Below are 13,634 nucleotides of genomic sequence, written 5' to 3' on the forward strand. Positions count from 1 at the left end.
ATTGCTCGGCCAACTCCGGCGCGGTGCGCCCGGCCAGCAGGCCTACGCACACTTCCAGTTCACGGTTGGACAAGGTCAGCCCCGATTGCAGCAGGCGCTCCTGGATGCGTCGGCGCAACGTGTCGATGCCCTGGGGTTGAGGCACTGCGCACGGGCTGTCCGGGAGCGAGGGCTGCAGGGCGGTGATGTGTTTTTCCACCATGGGCAGCAACAGCGTGGAGAAGTCCTGGAGCATGCTGCGCTCTTGCGCGGAAAAGCTGTCGGACGGGTGCGAGCGATACACCGACAGCACATAGCGCACATCGTCCTTGCGACGCGTGAGGTGCAGTTGTGCGGCGAGTTGCTCGCTGCCCAGAGCCGCCACCGAATCGGTGTACACCGGGCTGATCTTGCGGCGGCCAAGGCCTTCGCGGCTGACTTGCAATTGGGTGATATGGGTGGCGTCCACTGCCAATTGGGTGAGGATCAGGTCATGCAGCATGCGTGGGAAATGGCGGCTGCCGGTGCTGGCGATGACCTTGCCTATCTGTGGGAACAGGTGTGAGTTCATCAATTCGTCCATGAGTTTCGTGCAGGTATTGGGCCTTATAGCGACGGGGGTTAAGAAGGTAACTAATGTGAATAACCTGCAGTGATAGTGCGTCCCGCCGCTGACATGCTAGTACAGCCTGGCTAAAGGAGGGGGATCCAATCTGCGAAAAAAAACATTAAACAGGCAGAGCGGCAGTCGGATCCTTCCGACCGTCGCCCAGGCACCGCATAACCCATGGGGTTGGACGCTATTTCATCGCATACGCCGCTGTCGCAATGGGCCGCAGGTTGGCAGCGCTGCACTTGGCCAGGGCCAGATGGATATCGGCCAGCAAGTCGGCAACGTCTTCAAGCCCCACCGACAAACGCACCAGACCCTCGCTGATACCGTGCTGCGCCCGTTGTTCGGGGGTGTAGGTGGAGTGGGTCATGCTTGCCGGGTGTTGGGCCAGTGATTCGGCATCTCCCAGGCTGACTGCGCGGGTGAACAGTTGCAGTGCGTTCATGAAGCGCTGGCCGGTTTCGAGGCCGCCCTTGAGTTCAAAGGCGATCATGCCGCCGGGCAGTTTCATTTGCCGGTTTGCCAGTTCGTATTGTGGGAAAGAACGCAGACCGGGGTAGGTTACCCACTGCACCGCAGGGTGCGCCTGCAGCGCCTCGGCCACCGCTTGGGCGTTGCTGCAATGGCGGTCCATGCGCAGGCCCAGGGTCTTGAGGCCGCGCATCAGCAATGCGGCGTCCTGGGGCGACATCACCGCGCCGGTCAGGTCCTTGAGCCCTTGCAGGCGAATGCGCTGCGCCAGGGCCTGGTTGCTCACCGTGATGCCTGCGGTGATGTCGCCGTGGCCACTGAGGTATTTGGTGGCCGAGTGCACCACCACATCGGCGCCCAGTTCCAGGGGGCGTTGCAGATAGGGGGTGCAATAAGTGTTATCGACCACCACGGTGACATTCGGCTGCTGATGGGCCAGTTCGGCCACGACGGCGATGTCGATCAGGCGCAGGTTGGGGTTGGCCGGGGTCTCGCAGTAGAGCATGCGGGTGGCCGGGGAGAACGCTGCTTGCAGGGCGGTGAGGTCGGTCAGGTCGACATGCCGCACCTTGATGCCGAATTCGCTCAGGCCGTGGTGCAGCAGGGCGAACGTACAACCATAGAGCGTCTGGCTGACGATGATCTCGTCGCCCGGGCGCAACAGAGTCCAGAACGTCGCGGCAATCGCGCCCATGCCGGAGCCGAACGCCACGGCGGCCTCGCCGTTTTCCAGGCTGGCCATGCGTGACTCCAGCAGGGCCAGGGTCGGGTTGGAAATGCGCGTATAGAAGTGGCCGCTGGCTTCGCCGGCAAAGCAGGCGGCGCCGTATTCGACGGTGGGAAAGGCGAAGGTCGCAGACAGATAGATCGGCGGGACGAGTGCGCCGTGGTGGTCCTGGGGGTCATAGCCGTGGTGTATGGCACGGGTGGAAAAGCCGAATGTGGTGTGTTTATTGTGCATGTCGGGCGCTCCTTATTTCCTACAATGCTATGCTCATAACCACGGATGAACCTTGCAAAAAAGCCCGGAAAAACCTGCGTTTGTGGATCAAACACCGATAAAAATAATGATTAGAGGCACGTTATGCCCATCAAGCTGGACCGCACCGATAAAGCCCTTTTGAACGCGTTGCAGGGCAATGCCCGCCTGACCGTGGCCGAGTTGGCCGAGCGGGTGGCGCTCACCACTTCACCGTGCTGGCGTCGGGTGCGCACCTTGGAAGAAAGTGGGGTGATCAGTGGCTACCAGGCGATTCTCTCGCCCAAGGCACTGGGCTACGGGGTGACCGCGTTCGTCAGCATCATGATGGAAAGCCACACCCAGGAAATTGCCCGGGCGTTCGAGCAACGTCTGTTGGCCATCCCAGAAATTGTGGCGTGCCATAACGTCTCTGGGCGCTATGATTTTTTGCTGGAAGTGGTGGCCAAGGACCTGGAATCGTTCGGTGAATTTGCCCGAGAGGTCTTGCAGACCTTGCCTTGCGTCAAGGAGATCTATTCGAGTTTTTCCTACAAGTCGGTAAGGCCGCTGCGGGTAATTCCGCTGCCGGGTTGAGGCACGGCTTAGCGCTTCAGTCGACATCGTGTGGATACCCAGGCAAATCGAAGACGAAAAAAAACCGGCTGATCAGGCCGGTTTGGGGGGGCCCGCCAACAGTGCGGGGTTATACGTGGGTGCTCAGCAGACGCTCGGCACCGCCTTCAGCCAGACCACGTTCCTGCAGGCGATCGGCACCACCTTCAGCCAGACCACGTTCCTGCAAGCGATCAGCACCGCCCTCAGCCAAGCCACGTTCCTGCAAGCGATCAGCACCGCCTTCAGCCAGGCCACGTTCCTGCAGACGATCAGCACCGCCTTCAGCCAGACCACGTTCCTGCAAGCGATCAGCACCGCCTTCAGCCAAACCACGTTCTTGCAGACGATCCGCGCCACCTTCGGCAACACGGGTTTCTATCAGGCGATCCGCGCCGCCTTCAGCGACAACCGGGTGGGCAAAAGCGTTTGCAGCGAGTACCGAGAAAGCGAGGCTAAGCAAGAGTTGGCGTTTCATGATGATGTGCTCCGAGTGTTTTAGTTGGGTGCCGTTTGGCATGGGTTTGATGTTACGCGTTGCATTTTTTTAGAGAACTTCATTGCGCTGATGGTGACTATCGATGCCAACGATGGTCCCGCTGGCGGGACCATCACTGCGGCCGTCATGGCATTTGCGGCAGTTCGTTGGGGCGCAGGTCAAACACCAGTACTTCAGCGTCTTCGCCGTGGCTCAGGCGGATCTGGCGTTCGTCCCGTACGCGTACACCGTCGCCTTCCTGCAAGCGCTGGCCGTTGAGTTCAACGCTGCCGCGCGCCACATGGATGTAGGCGTAGCGATCCGGTGCCAGCTCCAGGCGGGCACTTTCGTCAGCGTCGAACAGCCCGGCATATACCCGTGCGTCCTGGCGCACTTTCAGCGAACCGTTGGTGCCCTCCGGCGAGATGATCAACTGCAAACGCCCGCGTTTTTGCGCTTCTGTGAAGTGCTCCTGCTGATAGCGCGGCTTGGCGCCTGCTTCGTTGGGCACGATCCAGATTTGCAGGAAGTGCACGCCATGACGCTGGCTGTGGTTGAACTCACTGTGGGCTACGCCGCTGCCCGCGCTCATCAGTTGCACATCGCCGGGGCGGATCACCGAGCCGGTGCCCAGGGTGTCCTTGTGTTCCAGCGCGCCTTCGAGCACGTAGGAGAAGATCTCCATGTCACGGTGCGGGTGCTGGCCGAAGCCTTTGCCTGCGGCGACGCGGTCGTCGTTGATCACCAGCAGGTCGGAAAAACCCTGTTCCTTGGGGTTCCAGTAGTTGGCGAAAGAGAAGGTGTGGAACGACTTCAACCAACCGTGATTGGCGGCGCCGCGTTCGGAAGCTTTGCGAAGGGTCAGCATGGGTCCAGTCCTCAAGTGAGCGCGGGCTGCGAGATGCAGAGCGCTTGCGTTGAGAAGAAGGTTAATGGTTAACGAATGATTGATTAAGAAGATGAAAATAGAATAACTGTCTCTTTCAGGTTGACAGTCAAAGTCGTGCCATAATGCCCGTCGCACTCCTTCTCGATGGACATTTCCCGCTTATGAAAACCGTGGCCATGGCGCTGTTCCCGGACTTCCTGCTGCTCGACATGGCCGGGCCGCTGGAAGTGTTTTCGATTGCCAACCGCTACCTGCCGACGGCCGACCACTACCAGATCCTGACCATCGGCACTGAGCCCGGTCCGTTGCAGGCCTCCAATGGCGTGAGCGTGCAGACCGACCTGCTGTTGGAACAGGCCCAGGCGGCTTATGACCTGCTGTTGGTGCCGGGCGGCCCCGGCGCCTATAACGAATGCCACCCCGCGTTGTTGCCCTGGCTCAAAGCTGCGGCGCCACGGGCTCGGCGTTTTGGCTCGATCTGCACCGGCGCTTTTGTGCTCGGCCACGCAGGTTTGCTCGACGGGCACCGCGTGACCACCCATTGGCACTACACCGAGCGGTTGATCAAGGCGTTTCCCGGCGCCATCGTCGAGACCGATCGCATCTATTTGCAGGACGGGCGCCTGATTACCTCTGGCGGCGTCACTGCGGGTATCGACCTGGCCCTGTCGGTCGTGGCCCAAGACCATGGCAAGCAAGTGGCGGTGGATGTGGCCAAAGTGCTGCTGGTGGTGATGAAGCGCCAGGGCGGCCAGGCCCAGTTCAGCCCGATGACTGCCGCCGTGGCGCCTCAGGAAACTCCGATCACCCGCGTGCAGAACCACGTCCTGGCGCATCTGGATCAACCCTTTACCATCGAGTCCATGGCTGAGTTGGCCGGAATGAGCGCGCGCCACTTCGCGCGGCTGTTCGCCAAGGACGTGCAGATGACGCCCATGGCGTTCCTGCAGGGCGCGCGCATCGACCGGGCCCGGCACCTGCTGGAAACCACCGACCTGCCGCTCAAGACCGTGGCCTTCCACGCAGGCTTTGGCAGCGTACGGCATATGCGTTTTCTGTTCAGCGAAAAGCTCGGGCTGAACCCTACCCAATACCGACAACAGTTCAGTTAACGACACCATGTCCGTCTCAGGCACCCGATTGTCCGTATCGCTCCCCGTGCCAGCATTGTCCTGTCATCGCCAACTGGCAAGATAGCGTCGAGCCCATGGAAAAAGGATGCGCAGGCACTCAAGCACGGGTGTTTCAGCGCTTTGACGGACATGCAAAATGGTACGGCGGTGAGCTTTGGCCCCTACACCTTTCATCGGCAGCAGCGCCTGGTCAGCAAGGCGGGCTGGCCGGTGCCACTGGGCGGGCGAGCCTTGGATATTCTCGCAGTACTGCTCGAAGCGCCCGGGCACTTCGTCAGCAAGGCGACCTTGATCGAACGGGTGTGGCCCAACAGCGTCGTTGAAGACAGCAACCTGCGTGTGCATATCGCAGCGCTGCGTCGTGCCCTTGACGGCCAACGCTGGATCCTCAATCACCCCCAGCGCGGTTACTGCTTCGCTGCGCCTGCGCAGGACGCGCTGCCGACGCTGCTGCCTCAGCACAACCTGGCTGCACGGCTCAGCCCGGTGTGGGGGCGAGATGAACTGGTGGGCGTGCTGGCGCGACGGTTGCCTGTGCAGCGGTTATTGACCCTCACCGGCGTGGCCGGCATTGGCAAGAGCACGCTGGCCCTGGCCCTGGCCGAGCGGGTATTGCCGCGTTATCGCGACGGCGTATGGTGGGTCGACATGGCCGTTGTGCAAACCCCGAGCGAACTGCTCGGTAGCCTGGCCAGGGTGTTGCAGTTGCATTCGACGCCCGCGAGCCTCAACGAACTGGGCCGGCGCCTGGCCTCGCGCCACGTGTTGCTGGTACTCGACGGCGCTGACCTGCTGCTGGGCGCGTGTCGACAACTGATGCGTGCGCTACGCGAGGCGGCGCCGGGCATCAGCGTGCTGATCACCAGTCGCGAAGCCTTGCTGGCCCCTGGCGAGTGGATAGTACGTGTGCCTCGGCTGGCAGTGCCGTCGCCAAAGGCGTTGGCCAATGTCGAGCAGGCGATGGCCTGTCCTGCGGTGCAACTGTTCGTGGCGCGCGCGCGTGCCAATCAGCAGGGGTTTGATTTGCGACCCCAGGACCTGGCGCCGCTGGGCGACCTGTGTCGGCGTCTGGACGGCCTGCCGTTGGCCCTGGAATTGGCGGCCGCCCAGGTGGATGCGTTGGGCATCGGCGGTGTGCAGATGCAAGTACGCACAGGCTTGCAAGTGCTGGCCCGTGGGCGCCGCACGGCAGTGGAGCGCCATCGCTCACTGACCGCGGCCCTGGATTGGAGCTACGAGCGCTTGAGCCTGCCGGAGTGCTGGCTGTTTCTGCAATTGAGTCTGTTCAAGATGGCAGTCACCTTACCCACCCTGAGTGACCTGGTGACCGGTACCGAGCTCGAACATGCCGACCTGTCTTACCTGCTGGCGCGCCTGGTCAACGTCTCGCTGCTGAGCGTCGAGCCCGGCCTGGGCCCGGCGCGCTATCGGCTGCTCAACTGTGTGCGCAGCTACGCCCTGGGGCAACTGCGCGACCCGCGTCAGGTCGCGCGTTTGCAGCAGGGCTACGCGCCTTGCCTGGGCGCGTTCTCAGGCCGGCCGTTTGTCCTGCAACTCGTCGAGCAGGCAGCGCACGCGCAGTAGATCCTGAGTGGCGAAGCCTTCGCTGAAACGTGCGTGGATTGAACTGAGCAAGTCCCTGGCGAGCTGAATGCGCCCCTGCTGTTGCCACAGTTGCGCCAGGGCTGCGCCGCAGCGCAGCTCCCAGGCCAGGGCGCCTTGCTGGTGCGCCAGGCCCAGCGCCTCCAGCAGCAGGGTTTCAGTGGTGTGCTCATCCTCTAGCTGCAAGGCGTACACCCGCAGAATCTCCGGGGCGCACCAGCCCGCAGCGCCACTGCGCGCACGTTCCAGGGTTGGTGCATCCACGGCATGGGTGCCGAAGGTGATCAAGGTGTCTTGGATCAGACCCAGGCCCTGCCAATCCGGTTGGCCAAGAATACCGGCGTAATGTCCGGCCCAGGTCTGGAACAACTGCACAGAATGCTTGTGCGACTGCTCCAGCAGCAGCCTTTGCAGGGCTTGGGCGTCGTCTTCGGCGCCGTTGTAGCGGGCGATCACCACCCCAGCCAGGGCCAGGGTGTAGCAAATCGAGGTGCCGTGGTTGATCTGTAGCGCCAACTCCAAAGCCTGACTGGCGGTGCGCCAGGCGCGCTCGGGAAAGCCCTGCAACCACAGGATTCGCGCCAGCACGGTCAAGGAGGCGACGCCCTGGTCGTACTGCACGCCAACCCCGAAGGCAAAGCGGTTCACGTGACCGCTTTGGGACATGCGCTGCAGCACCTGCTCGGCGTGGTGCCGGGCGAGCGTCTGGTTGCCGGTGTAATGCTGACCCAGCGCACGCAGCCGCTGCGCGCTAAGGCCCAGCAACGGCTCGGTGCGTGGGTCGAGGCGTTCAAACTGCACACTCAGCGCCTGCGCTGGGCCGTAGCGCCCGGCGCACAGGTTCACCGCCATCAGCCCGGAGACCGCCCGCAACTGGCCGCCAAGGTCCTGGGTTGTCTCGGCCAGGCGTGCGGCACCCTCGAATGCCGCAATGGTCCGAGGTGCGGCGCCCATGGCGTGGTAGGAGAGGCTGCCCAGGGCCAATTGCAGTTGCAGGGTCAATTGCGTGCAGGGCGCGGTGACCTGGCCGATCAGCGCCAGCGCCTGGTCCACATAGCCGCCGTGCTCACGCAGCAACGACAACTCTTGCCACAGCGGCATCGCGCTGACCGTCAGGCGGATAGCCAGCAGCTGCGCACCGTCGTCAGCAAAGCCCCAGTCGAGGGCGGCACGCACGTCTTCGCGCAGCGGTGCGTAACGGTCGATCCACGGCTGTGTGGCGATCAGGTCCCAGTCGCCCTGGGCCTGTTCCATCAGCGCCAGGCAGCGTGCAGCGTGGCGCTCTCGTGTGGCATGCAGTTCGCAGGCCTGGCTGAGCTTTTCCAGGGCGTAGGTGCGGGTGATGTCCAGCAGGCGATAGACCATCTCGTCATCGCTTGCTTCCACGTTCAACAACGACTTGGCCACCAGTTGCGTAATGGAGCCCAGCACTTCGGCGGGGGCCACTTGCTCCCCGGCGATCACCGCCGCTGCGCTGACCAGGCTGAAGCCGCCACGGAAGACCGCCAGGCGGCGCAGGCAGATTTGTTCGCACGCGGTGAGCAGGTCAAAGCTCCAGTCGAGCGTGGCGCGCAGGGTTTGCTGGCGTGGCAGGGCACTGCGTCGGCCGCGGGTCAGCAGGCGAAAGTTGTCTTCCATCTGCACCAGCAGGCCCGGCAAGCCAAACCGTTCAATTTGCGCGGCCACCAGTTCGATCGCCAGGGGAATGCCGTCCAGGCGCTGGCAGATATCAATCGCCAGGGGCAGTTCAGCGTCGCTGAGGGCAAAGCTCTCCTGGTGGGACATGGCGCGCTCGATCAGCAATTGCATGGCCGGGTAACCCAGGGCCTGGGCGCGGTTGCCGGTGGCGGGCGGGCAGGCCAGCGGTTCAAGGCGCTGCACATATTCACCTTCGGCGCGCAGGGCTTCGCGGCTGGTGGTGAGGATGTGCAGGTGCGGTGCATGGCGCAGCAGGGTTTCACTGATCAGGGCGATGTCGTCGAGCAGGTGCTCGCAGTTGTCGATCACCAGCAGCATCTGGCGTGCCTGCAGGCTGCGGGCGAGGCTGGCCAGGGAGGCATTCTCGCCCGGTGTCAGGCCGAGCAGGGCGGCCAGGTTGGGCAGGATCATGGACGCGGCACTGAGCGGCGCCAGGTCCAGCAGGTGAATACCGTCGCTGTAATGCCCGATCAGCAATTCCGCGACGCGCAGGGCGACGGTGGTCTTGCCGATGCCACCGGCGCCGGTCAGGGTGATAAAGCGCTGCTGCGGCAGTTGTTGTACCAGGGCGTCGATCAGCGCTTGGCGGCCGATCATGCGCGTGCGCCGCAGGGGCAGGTTATGGCTGGGGCGTTGGGGCGCACCGTCGGTGGGCAGCGTCATGGGTTCGATGCTCAGTGGCGCAACAAAACTGTAGCCGCGCTGGGCGACCGTGACGATATAGCGCTGCCCGGCCTGGCCGTCGCCCAGTGCCTTGCGCAACGCAGCCATGTGCACCCGCAGGTTGCCGTCTTCCACCACGCTTTTGGGCCAGACCCTTGCGATCAACTCCTGTTTGCTCACCACATTGCCGGCGTGCTCCAGCAGGATCAGCAGAATGTCCACCGCCCGCCGCCCCAGGCGCAGCGGGCGGCCGGCCTCCAGCACCAGGCGCTGGCGCGGGTGGATGCGGTAGGGGCCGAAATGCACGGCCTGGTCGCTCAAGTCATTCATGGCTGCCCAGGTTCTGGAGGAAGGGAGCGACCAGCATATTCCAGGTACGTGCAGACCACTAGGCAGCGATCACATCAGGTTTGCTGCGCGAGTGGTGGTTTCGCCAGGTCATCGGGTTGACGCCTTCGCTGCGGGTGAACATATGGCAGAAGTGCGCCTGGTCGCAAAAGCCACATTCGAGGCTGATCTGTGTGAGGCTCAGGGACGAGCCGGTAATCAGTTCCTTGGCGCGCTGGATGCGTTGCTGGCGAATCCATTCCTGGGGCGACAGCCCGGTGGTGCACTTGAAGGCGCGGGAAAAATGGCTGCGCGACAAGGCGCAGGCCTGGGCCAGGTCGGCGATCGCCAGGCTTTCGCCGAGGTTGGCCAGGATCAGTTGCTTGGCGATGCGCTCGCGCCGGGGGCACAGGCCACCGGTGGCGGGCAACCGGGGGGAATATTGCTCGAGTCGGGCCATGACAAATATCCGCAGTCGATGGGAACGTTCCCGGTGGATGGGTGCAGTGTAGACGCGCTTCATCTTGTTGCCGGAGCGCCTGGCTGACGAGTTAATCGTTGTTAATTTCGCCAGGTGCGGTGCCGGAAAAGACAGCACAGCTATGCAATCCCAGGCGTGCAGTGCATGCTTCCCTGGCCCCTTGGAAAACGTTTGGATAGCGCCCATGAACCGCAACGATCTGCGCCGCGTCGATATGAACCTGCTGGTGATTTTCGAAGCCTTGATGTTCGAGAAAAACCTGACCCGAGTCGCCGAAAAACTGTTTATCGGCCAACCGGCAGTGAGCGCCGCGCTGGGCCGTTTGCGCGATTTGTTCGACGACCCGTTGCTGCTGCGTAACGGCCGTGCCATGGAACCCACAGCGCGCGCACTGGCGATACTCAAGGAGCTGCAACCTGCCATGGACACCATCTCGGGCGCCGTCAGCCGCGCCAAGGATTTCGACCCCTCCACCAGCTGCGCGGTGTTTCGTATCGGCCTGTCCGATGATGCGGAGTTCGGGCTGTTTCCGTCGTTACTCAGCCGCCTGCGCGAAGAAGCGCCAGGCATCATCGTGGTGGTGCGCCGCGCCAATTACCTGTTGATGCCTTCGCTGCTGGCCAGCGGTGAAATTTCCGTGGGGGTTAGCTACACCACCGACCTGCCGGCCAATGCCAAGCGCAAGAAGCTGCGCGATATCCCCTGCAAGGTCCTGCGCGGCGATGACGGCGAGGCGCCGCTGACCTTGGATGATTACTGCGCCAGGCCCCATGCAATGGTGTCGTTCTCCGGTGACCTGAGCGGCAATATCGACCTGGACCTGGCCCGCATCGGCCGCTCGCGCCGCGTGGTGCTGGCGGTGCCGCAGTTCAGCGGGTTACGGGCGTTGCTGGCGGGGACGCAGATTATCGCGACCGTGCCCGATTACGCCGCGTGCGCGCTGACCGAAGGCACACGTCTGCGCGCCGAGGACCCGCCGTTTGCGATTGATGCGGCGGAGCTGTCGATGGTGTGGAGCGGGGTGCATGACAACGACCCGGCGGAGCGGTGGTTGAGGGGCAGGATTGCGGAGCATATGGCGCGGGCCACATAGCTTTGCCGGCAATTGCAGGAGCGAGCCTGCTCGCGAAAAACTCCCAGGCGCCACGTTTATTCAGAAAGTAGGGGGTATCGTTGACGTTTTTTGCGCGCAAGCCCGCTCCTGCAACAAGCCAAACAGCACATACATCCAATTCTCCCCAGCCGCCAAGCCGCCAGACTCTCCCCATCGCTCAATACCCCGGGGAAGCACTCAGCCATGGATTCAACCACCAACACCAGCCCCGACGAAGTCGTCACCCTGGTCGTCAAGCACCGGGTCAAACCCGGCTTTGAAGTCGAGTACGAAGCCTGGTTGCGCCGCATCGTGCGCATCGCGGGCGAACGCCCTGGGCACCTTGGTGTTGACGTGGTGCGCAGCCAGCAAAACGGCATGGCGCTGTTCACTTGCGTGCTGCGCTATCGCTCCACCAGCGCCCTTGAGCTGTGGCTCGGCTCCCCGCAACGCCAGGCTCTGATCGACGAAGCCGCGCCGATGCTGGCGGACGGCGACCGGACGGAAATCGGCGCGGCCAATGAATTCTGGTTCACGCCCCAGGCCGAGGGCGGTGCCAAGCCGCCGCGCTGGAAGCAGGCAGTGGTCAGCCTGTTTGTGATCCTGCCGCAAACCCTGCTGCTGCCGTTTATCTGGGGGCCGATCCTGCGGTTGCACCCGTTTCTGTCCAATTACGTGGTCTCCACCTTCCTGGTCACCCTGACCATCGTGTTGCTGGTGGTGTACCTGCTGATGCCGGCGGCCACCCGCCTGTTCGCTCCCTGGCTTGAAGCCTCTGTAAAGGAAACCCTATGAACGCCGATCTGATTCTGTTCAATGGCCAGTTCCACACCGTGGACCGGGAAAACCCACGCGCCACCGCCGTGGCCATCCACCAAGGGCGCTTTGTCGCCGTGGGTACCGACGGCGAAGCCATGGCCCTGCGCGGCAGCGGCACCCAGGTCATCGACCTCAAGGGCCGCACCGTAATTCCCGGCCTCAACGACTCGCACTTGCACCTGATTCGTGGCGGGTTGAACTACAACCTTGAACTGCGCTGGGAAGGCGTGCCGTCCCTGGCCGATGCCTTGCGCATGCTCAAGGACCAGGCCGACCGCACGCCCACGCCGCAATGGGTACGCGTGGTGGGCGGTTGGAACGAATTCCAGTTCGCCGAAAAGCGCATGCCCACCCTGGAAGAACTCAACCAGGCCGCCCCGGACACCCCGGTGTTCGTGCTGCACTTGTACGACCGCGCCTTGCTCAACCGCGCAGCCCTGCGGGTGGCGGGCTACACCAAGGACACGCCGAACCCGCCGGGCGGTGAGATCGTGCGCGACAGCAACGGCAACCCCACCGGCATGCTGGTGGCGCGGCCTAACGCGATGATCCTGTATGCGACCTTGGCCAAGGGCCCGAAACTGCCTTTGGAATACCAGGTCAACTCCACCCGCCAGTTCATGCGGGAACTCAATCGCCTGGGCCTGACCAGCGCCATCGATGCCGGCGGCGGCTTCCAGAACTACCCCGATGACTACGCGGTGATCGAGCAACTGGCCAAGGATCAACAGTTGACGGTGCGCATCGCCTACAACCTGTTCACCCAGAAGCCCAAGGAAGAGCTCAGCGACTTCAAGAACTGGACCGGCAGCGTCACCCTGCATCAGGGCGATGACTACCTGCGCCATAACGGGGCCGGCGAGATGCTGGTGTTCTCGGCGGCGGACTTTGAAGACTTCCTCGAGCCCCGCCCGGACCTGCCGCTGACCATGGAACAGGAGCTGGAACCGGTGGTGCGCCACCTGGTGGAACAGCGCTGGCCGTTCCGTCTGCACGCCACTTACGACGAGTCCATCTCGCGCATGCTTGACGTGTTCGAGAAGGTCAACCGCGATATTCCGTTCAATGGCTTGCCGTGGTTCTTCGACCACGCCGAAACCATCACCCCGAAAAACATCGAACGCGTGCGTGCCCTTGGTGGCGGTATTGCGATTCAGGATCGCATGGCGTTCCAGGGCGAATACTTCGTCGAGCGCTACGGCGCCAAGGCCGCCGAAGCCACACCGCCGATCAAGCGCATGCTGGCCGAAGGCGTGCCGGTTGGGGCGGGCACCGATGCCACCCGCGTGTCGAGCTACAACCCCTGGACCTCGCTGTACTGGATGGTCAGCGGCCGTACCGTCGGTGGCCTGGAGCTGCACGCCGAGGGCTTGCCGCGCCTTACCGCATTGGAGCTGTTCACCCACGGCAGCGCCTGGTTCTCCTCCGAGCAGGGTAAGAAAGGCCAGATCAAGGTCGGCCAATTGGCGGATGTCGCCGCGTTGTCGGCGGACTTTTTCAGTGTCGAGGAAGAAGCTATCAAGTGGATCGAGTCGGTGCTGACAGTGGTCGGCGGCAAGGTCGTGTACGGCGCTGGCGACTTCGAAGATTTCGCACCGCCACGGGTACCGGTGCTGCCCGACTGGTCGCCGGTGGTCAAGGTGCCAGGGCACTGGCGCCCGACGTCGCCGATGCAGGCCCAGGTTCACCAGTGCAGCGGCCCTTGTGGCGTGCATGCCCACAGCCATGAAAAAGCGCGCCTTTCCAGCGTGCCGGTCAGCGACTTCCAGGGTTTCTGGGGGGCGTTCGGCTGCTCCTGCTTTGCTTTTTGAAAAA

General features: G+C 63.2%; 12 protein-coding genes. 6 read left to right on the top strand and 6 right to left on the bottom strand.

The genetic code is table 11. From position 1 onward, the window contains the following. Together ACTJLA_RS24485 and ACTJLA_RS24490 are read right to left on the bottom strand one after the other, a co-directional pair. Positions 1–550 (bottom strand): LuxR family transcriptional regulator (locus ACTJLA_RS24485; protein WP_440842304.1); only part of this gene is annotated, 550 nt, incomplete at its 3' end. 229 nt (positions 551–779) lie between these two features. Continuing rightward, positions 780–2,024 (bottom strand): methionine gamma-lyase, encoded by a 1,245-nt coding sequence (locus tag ACTJLA_RS24490; protein WP_089041877.1) that lies wholly within the window; start codon positions 2,022–2,024, stop codon positions 780–782. A gap of 123 nt (positions 2,025–2,147) precedes the next feature. Between ACTJLA_RS24490 and ACTJLA_RS24495 the strand changes: the two genes are divergently transcribed. Next, positions 2,148–2,618 carry an Lrp/AsnC family transcriptional regulator gene (locus ACTJLA_RS24495; RefSeq protein WP_014718112.1) on the top strand — a complete coding sequence of 157 codons (471 nt, stop codon included), beginning with the start codon at positions 2,148–2,150 and terminating at the stop codon, positions 2,616–2,618. Positions 2,619–2,727: 109 nt separating this feature from the next. Here ACTJLA_RS24495 and ACTJLA_RS24500 read toward each other — a convergent pair whose 3' ends face one another. Continuing rightward, positions 2,728–3,114 carry a hypothetical protein gene (locus tag ACTJLA_RS24500; protein WP_078467263.1) on the bottom strand — a complete coding sequence of 129 codons (387 nt, stop codon included), beginning with the start codon at positions 3,112–3,114 and terminating at the stop codon, positions 2,728–2,730. 145 nt (positions 3,115–3,259) lie between these two features. Continuing rightward, positions 3,260–3,982 (bottom strand): pirin family protein, encoded by a 723-nt coding sequence (locus ACTJLA_RS24505; RefSeq protein WP_057974881.1) that lies wholly within the window; start codon positions 3,980–3,982, stop codon positions 3,260–3,262. A 182-nt stretch (positions 3,983–4,164) separates the two neighbouring features. Here ACTJLA_RS24505 and ACTJLA_RS24510 point away from each other — a divergent pair, with 182 nt between their 5' ends. Beyond that, positions 4,165–5,115: a GlxA family transcriptional regulator gene (locus tag ACTJLA_RS24510; protein ID WP_089041876.1), complete on the top strand. Its 951-nt coding sequence runs from the start codon at positions 4,165–4,167 to the stop codon at positions 5,113–5,115. 150 nt (positions 5,116–5,265) lie between these two features. Further along, entirely contained in the window at positions 5,266–6,720 is a 1,455-nt protein-coding gene (locus ACTJLA_RS24515; protein WP_314546395.1) for a winged helix-turn-helix domain-containing protein, read from the top strand. Here ACTJLA_RS24515 and ACTJLA_RS24520 read toward each other — a convergent pair. Continuing rightward, complete coding sequence (locus ACTJLA_RS24520; protein ID WP_314546396.1) at positions 6,667–9,429, bottom strand: ATP-binding protein; 2,763 nt, start codon at positions 9,427–9,429, stop codon at positions 6,667–6,669. The two genes, ACTJLA_RS24515 and ACTJLA_RS24520, sit on opposite strands and share 54 nt — an antisense overlap. 58 nt (positions 9,430–9,487) lie before the next feature. Beyond that, positions 9,488–9,886, bottom strand: a complete 399-nt coding sequence (locus ACTJLA_RS24525) for a helix-turn-helix domain-containing protein (protein WP_034127392.1) — start codon at positions 9,884–9,886, stop codon at positions 9,488–9,490. 205 nt (positions 9,887–10,091) lie between these two features. Here ACTJLA_RS24525 and ACTJLA_RS24530 point away from each other — a divergent pair, with 205 nt between their 5' ends. From ACTJLA_RS24530 to ACTJLA_RS24540, 3 genes are all read left to right on the top strand, one after another. Beyond that, positions 10,092–11,000 carry a LysR family transcriptional regulator gene (locus tag ACTJLA_RS24530; protein WP_003191909.1) on the top strand — a complete coding sequence of 303 codons (909 nt, stop codon included), beginning with the start codon at positions 10,092–10,094 and terminating at the stop codon, positions 10,998–11,000. Positions 11,001–11,204: 204 nt separating this feature from the next. Continuing rightward, on the top strand, positions 11,205–11,795 hold the full coding sequence (locus ACTJLA_RS24535) for an antibiotic biosynthesis monooxygenase (protein WP_314546399.1): 591 nt from the start codon (positions 11,205–11,207) through the stop codon (positions 11,793–11,795). Further along, positions 11,792–13,630: an amidohydrolase gene (locus ACTJLA_RS24540; RefSeq protein WP_057974876.1), complete on the top strand. Its 1,839-nt coding sequence runs from the start codon at positions 11,792–11,794 to the stop codon at positions 13,628–13,630. Before ACTJLA_RS24535 ends, ACTJLA_RS24540 begins: the two co-directional genes overlap by 4 nt. The last annotated feature ends 4 nt before the right edge of the window (positions 13,631–13,634 follow it).

It is taken from the genome of Pseudomonas sp. 22072, from assembly GCF_052046095.1.
GTDB lineage: Bacteria > Pseudomonadota > Gammaproteobacteria > Pseudomonadales > Pseudomonadaceae > Aquipseudomonas > Aquipseudomonas paracarnis.

Coding starts and splice junctions, on each gene's coding strand:
- ACTJLA_RS24490 (WP_089041877.1), bottom strand. CDS start 2,024: ATGCACAATAAACACACCACATTCGGCTTTTCCACCCGTGCCATACAC.
- ACTJLA_RS24495 (WP_014718112.1), top strand. CDS start 2,148: ATGCCCATCAAGCTGGACCGCACCGATAAAGCCCTTTTGAACGCGTTG.
- ACTJLA_RS24500 (WP_078467263.1), bottom strand. CDS start 3,114: ATGAAACGCCAACTCTTGCTTAGCCTCGCTTTCTCGGTACTCGCTGCA.
- ACTJLA_RS24505 (WP_057974881.1), bottom strand. CDS start 3,982: ATGCTGACCCTTCGCAAAGCTTCCGAACGCGGCGCCGCCAATCACGGT.
- ACTJLA_RS24510 (WP_089041876.1), top strand. CDS start 4,165: ATGAAAACCGTGGCCATGGCGCTGTTCCCGGACTTCCTGCTGCTCGAC.
- ACTJLA_RS24515 (WP_314546395.1), top strand. CDS start 5,266: ATGCAAAATGGTACGGCGGTGAGCTTTGGCCCCTACACCTTTCATCGG.
- ACTJLA_RS24520 (WP_314546396.1), bottom strand. CDS start 9,429: ATGAATGACTTGAGCGACCAGGCCGTGCATTTCGGCCCCTACCGCATC.
- ACTJLA_RS24525 (WP_034127392.1), bottom strand. CDS start 9,886: ATGGCCCGACTCGAGCAATATTCCCCCCGGTTGCCCGCCACCGGTGGC.
- ACTJLA_RS24530 (WP_003191909.1), top strand. CDS start 10,092: ATGAACCGCAACGATCTGCGCCGCGTCGATATGAACCTGCTGGTGATT.
- ACTJLA_RS24535 (WP_314546399.1), top strand. CDS start 11,205: ATGGATTCAACCACCAACACCAGCCCCGACGAAGTCGTCACCCTGGTC.
- ACTJLA_RS24540 (WP_057974876.1), top strand. CDS start 11,792: ATGAACGCCGATCTGATTCTGTTCAATGGCCAGTTCCACACCGTGGAC.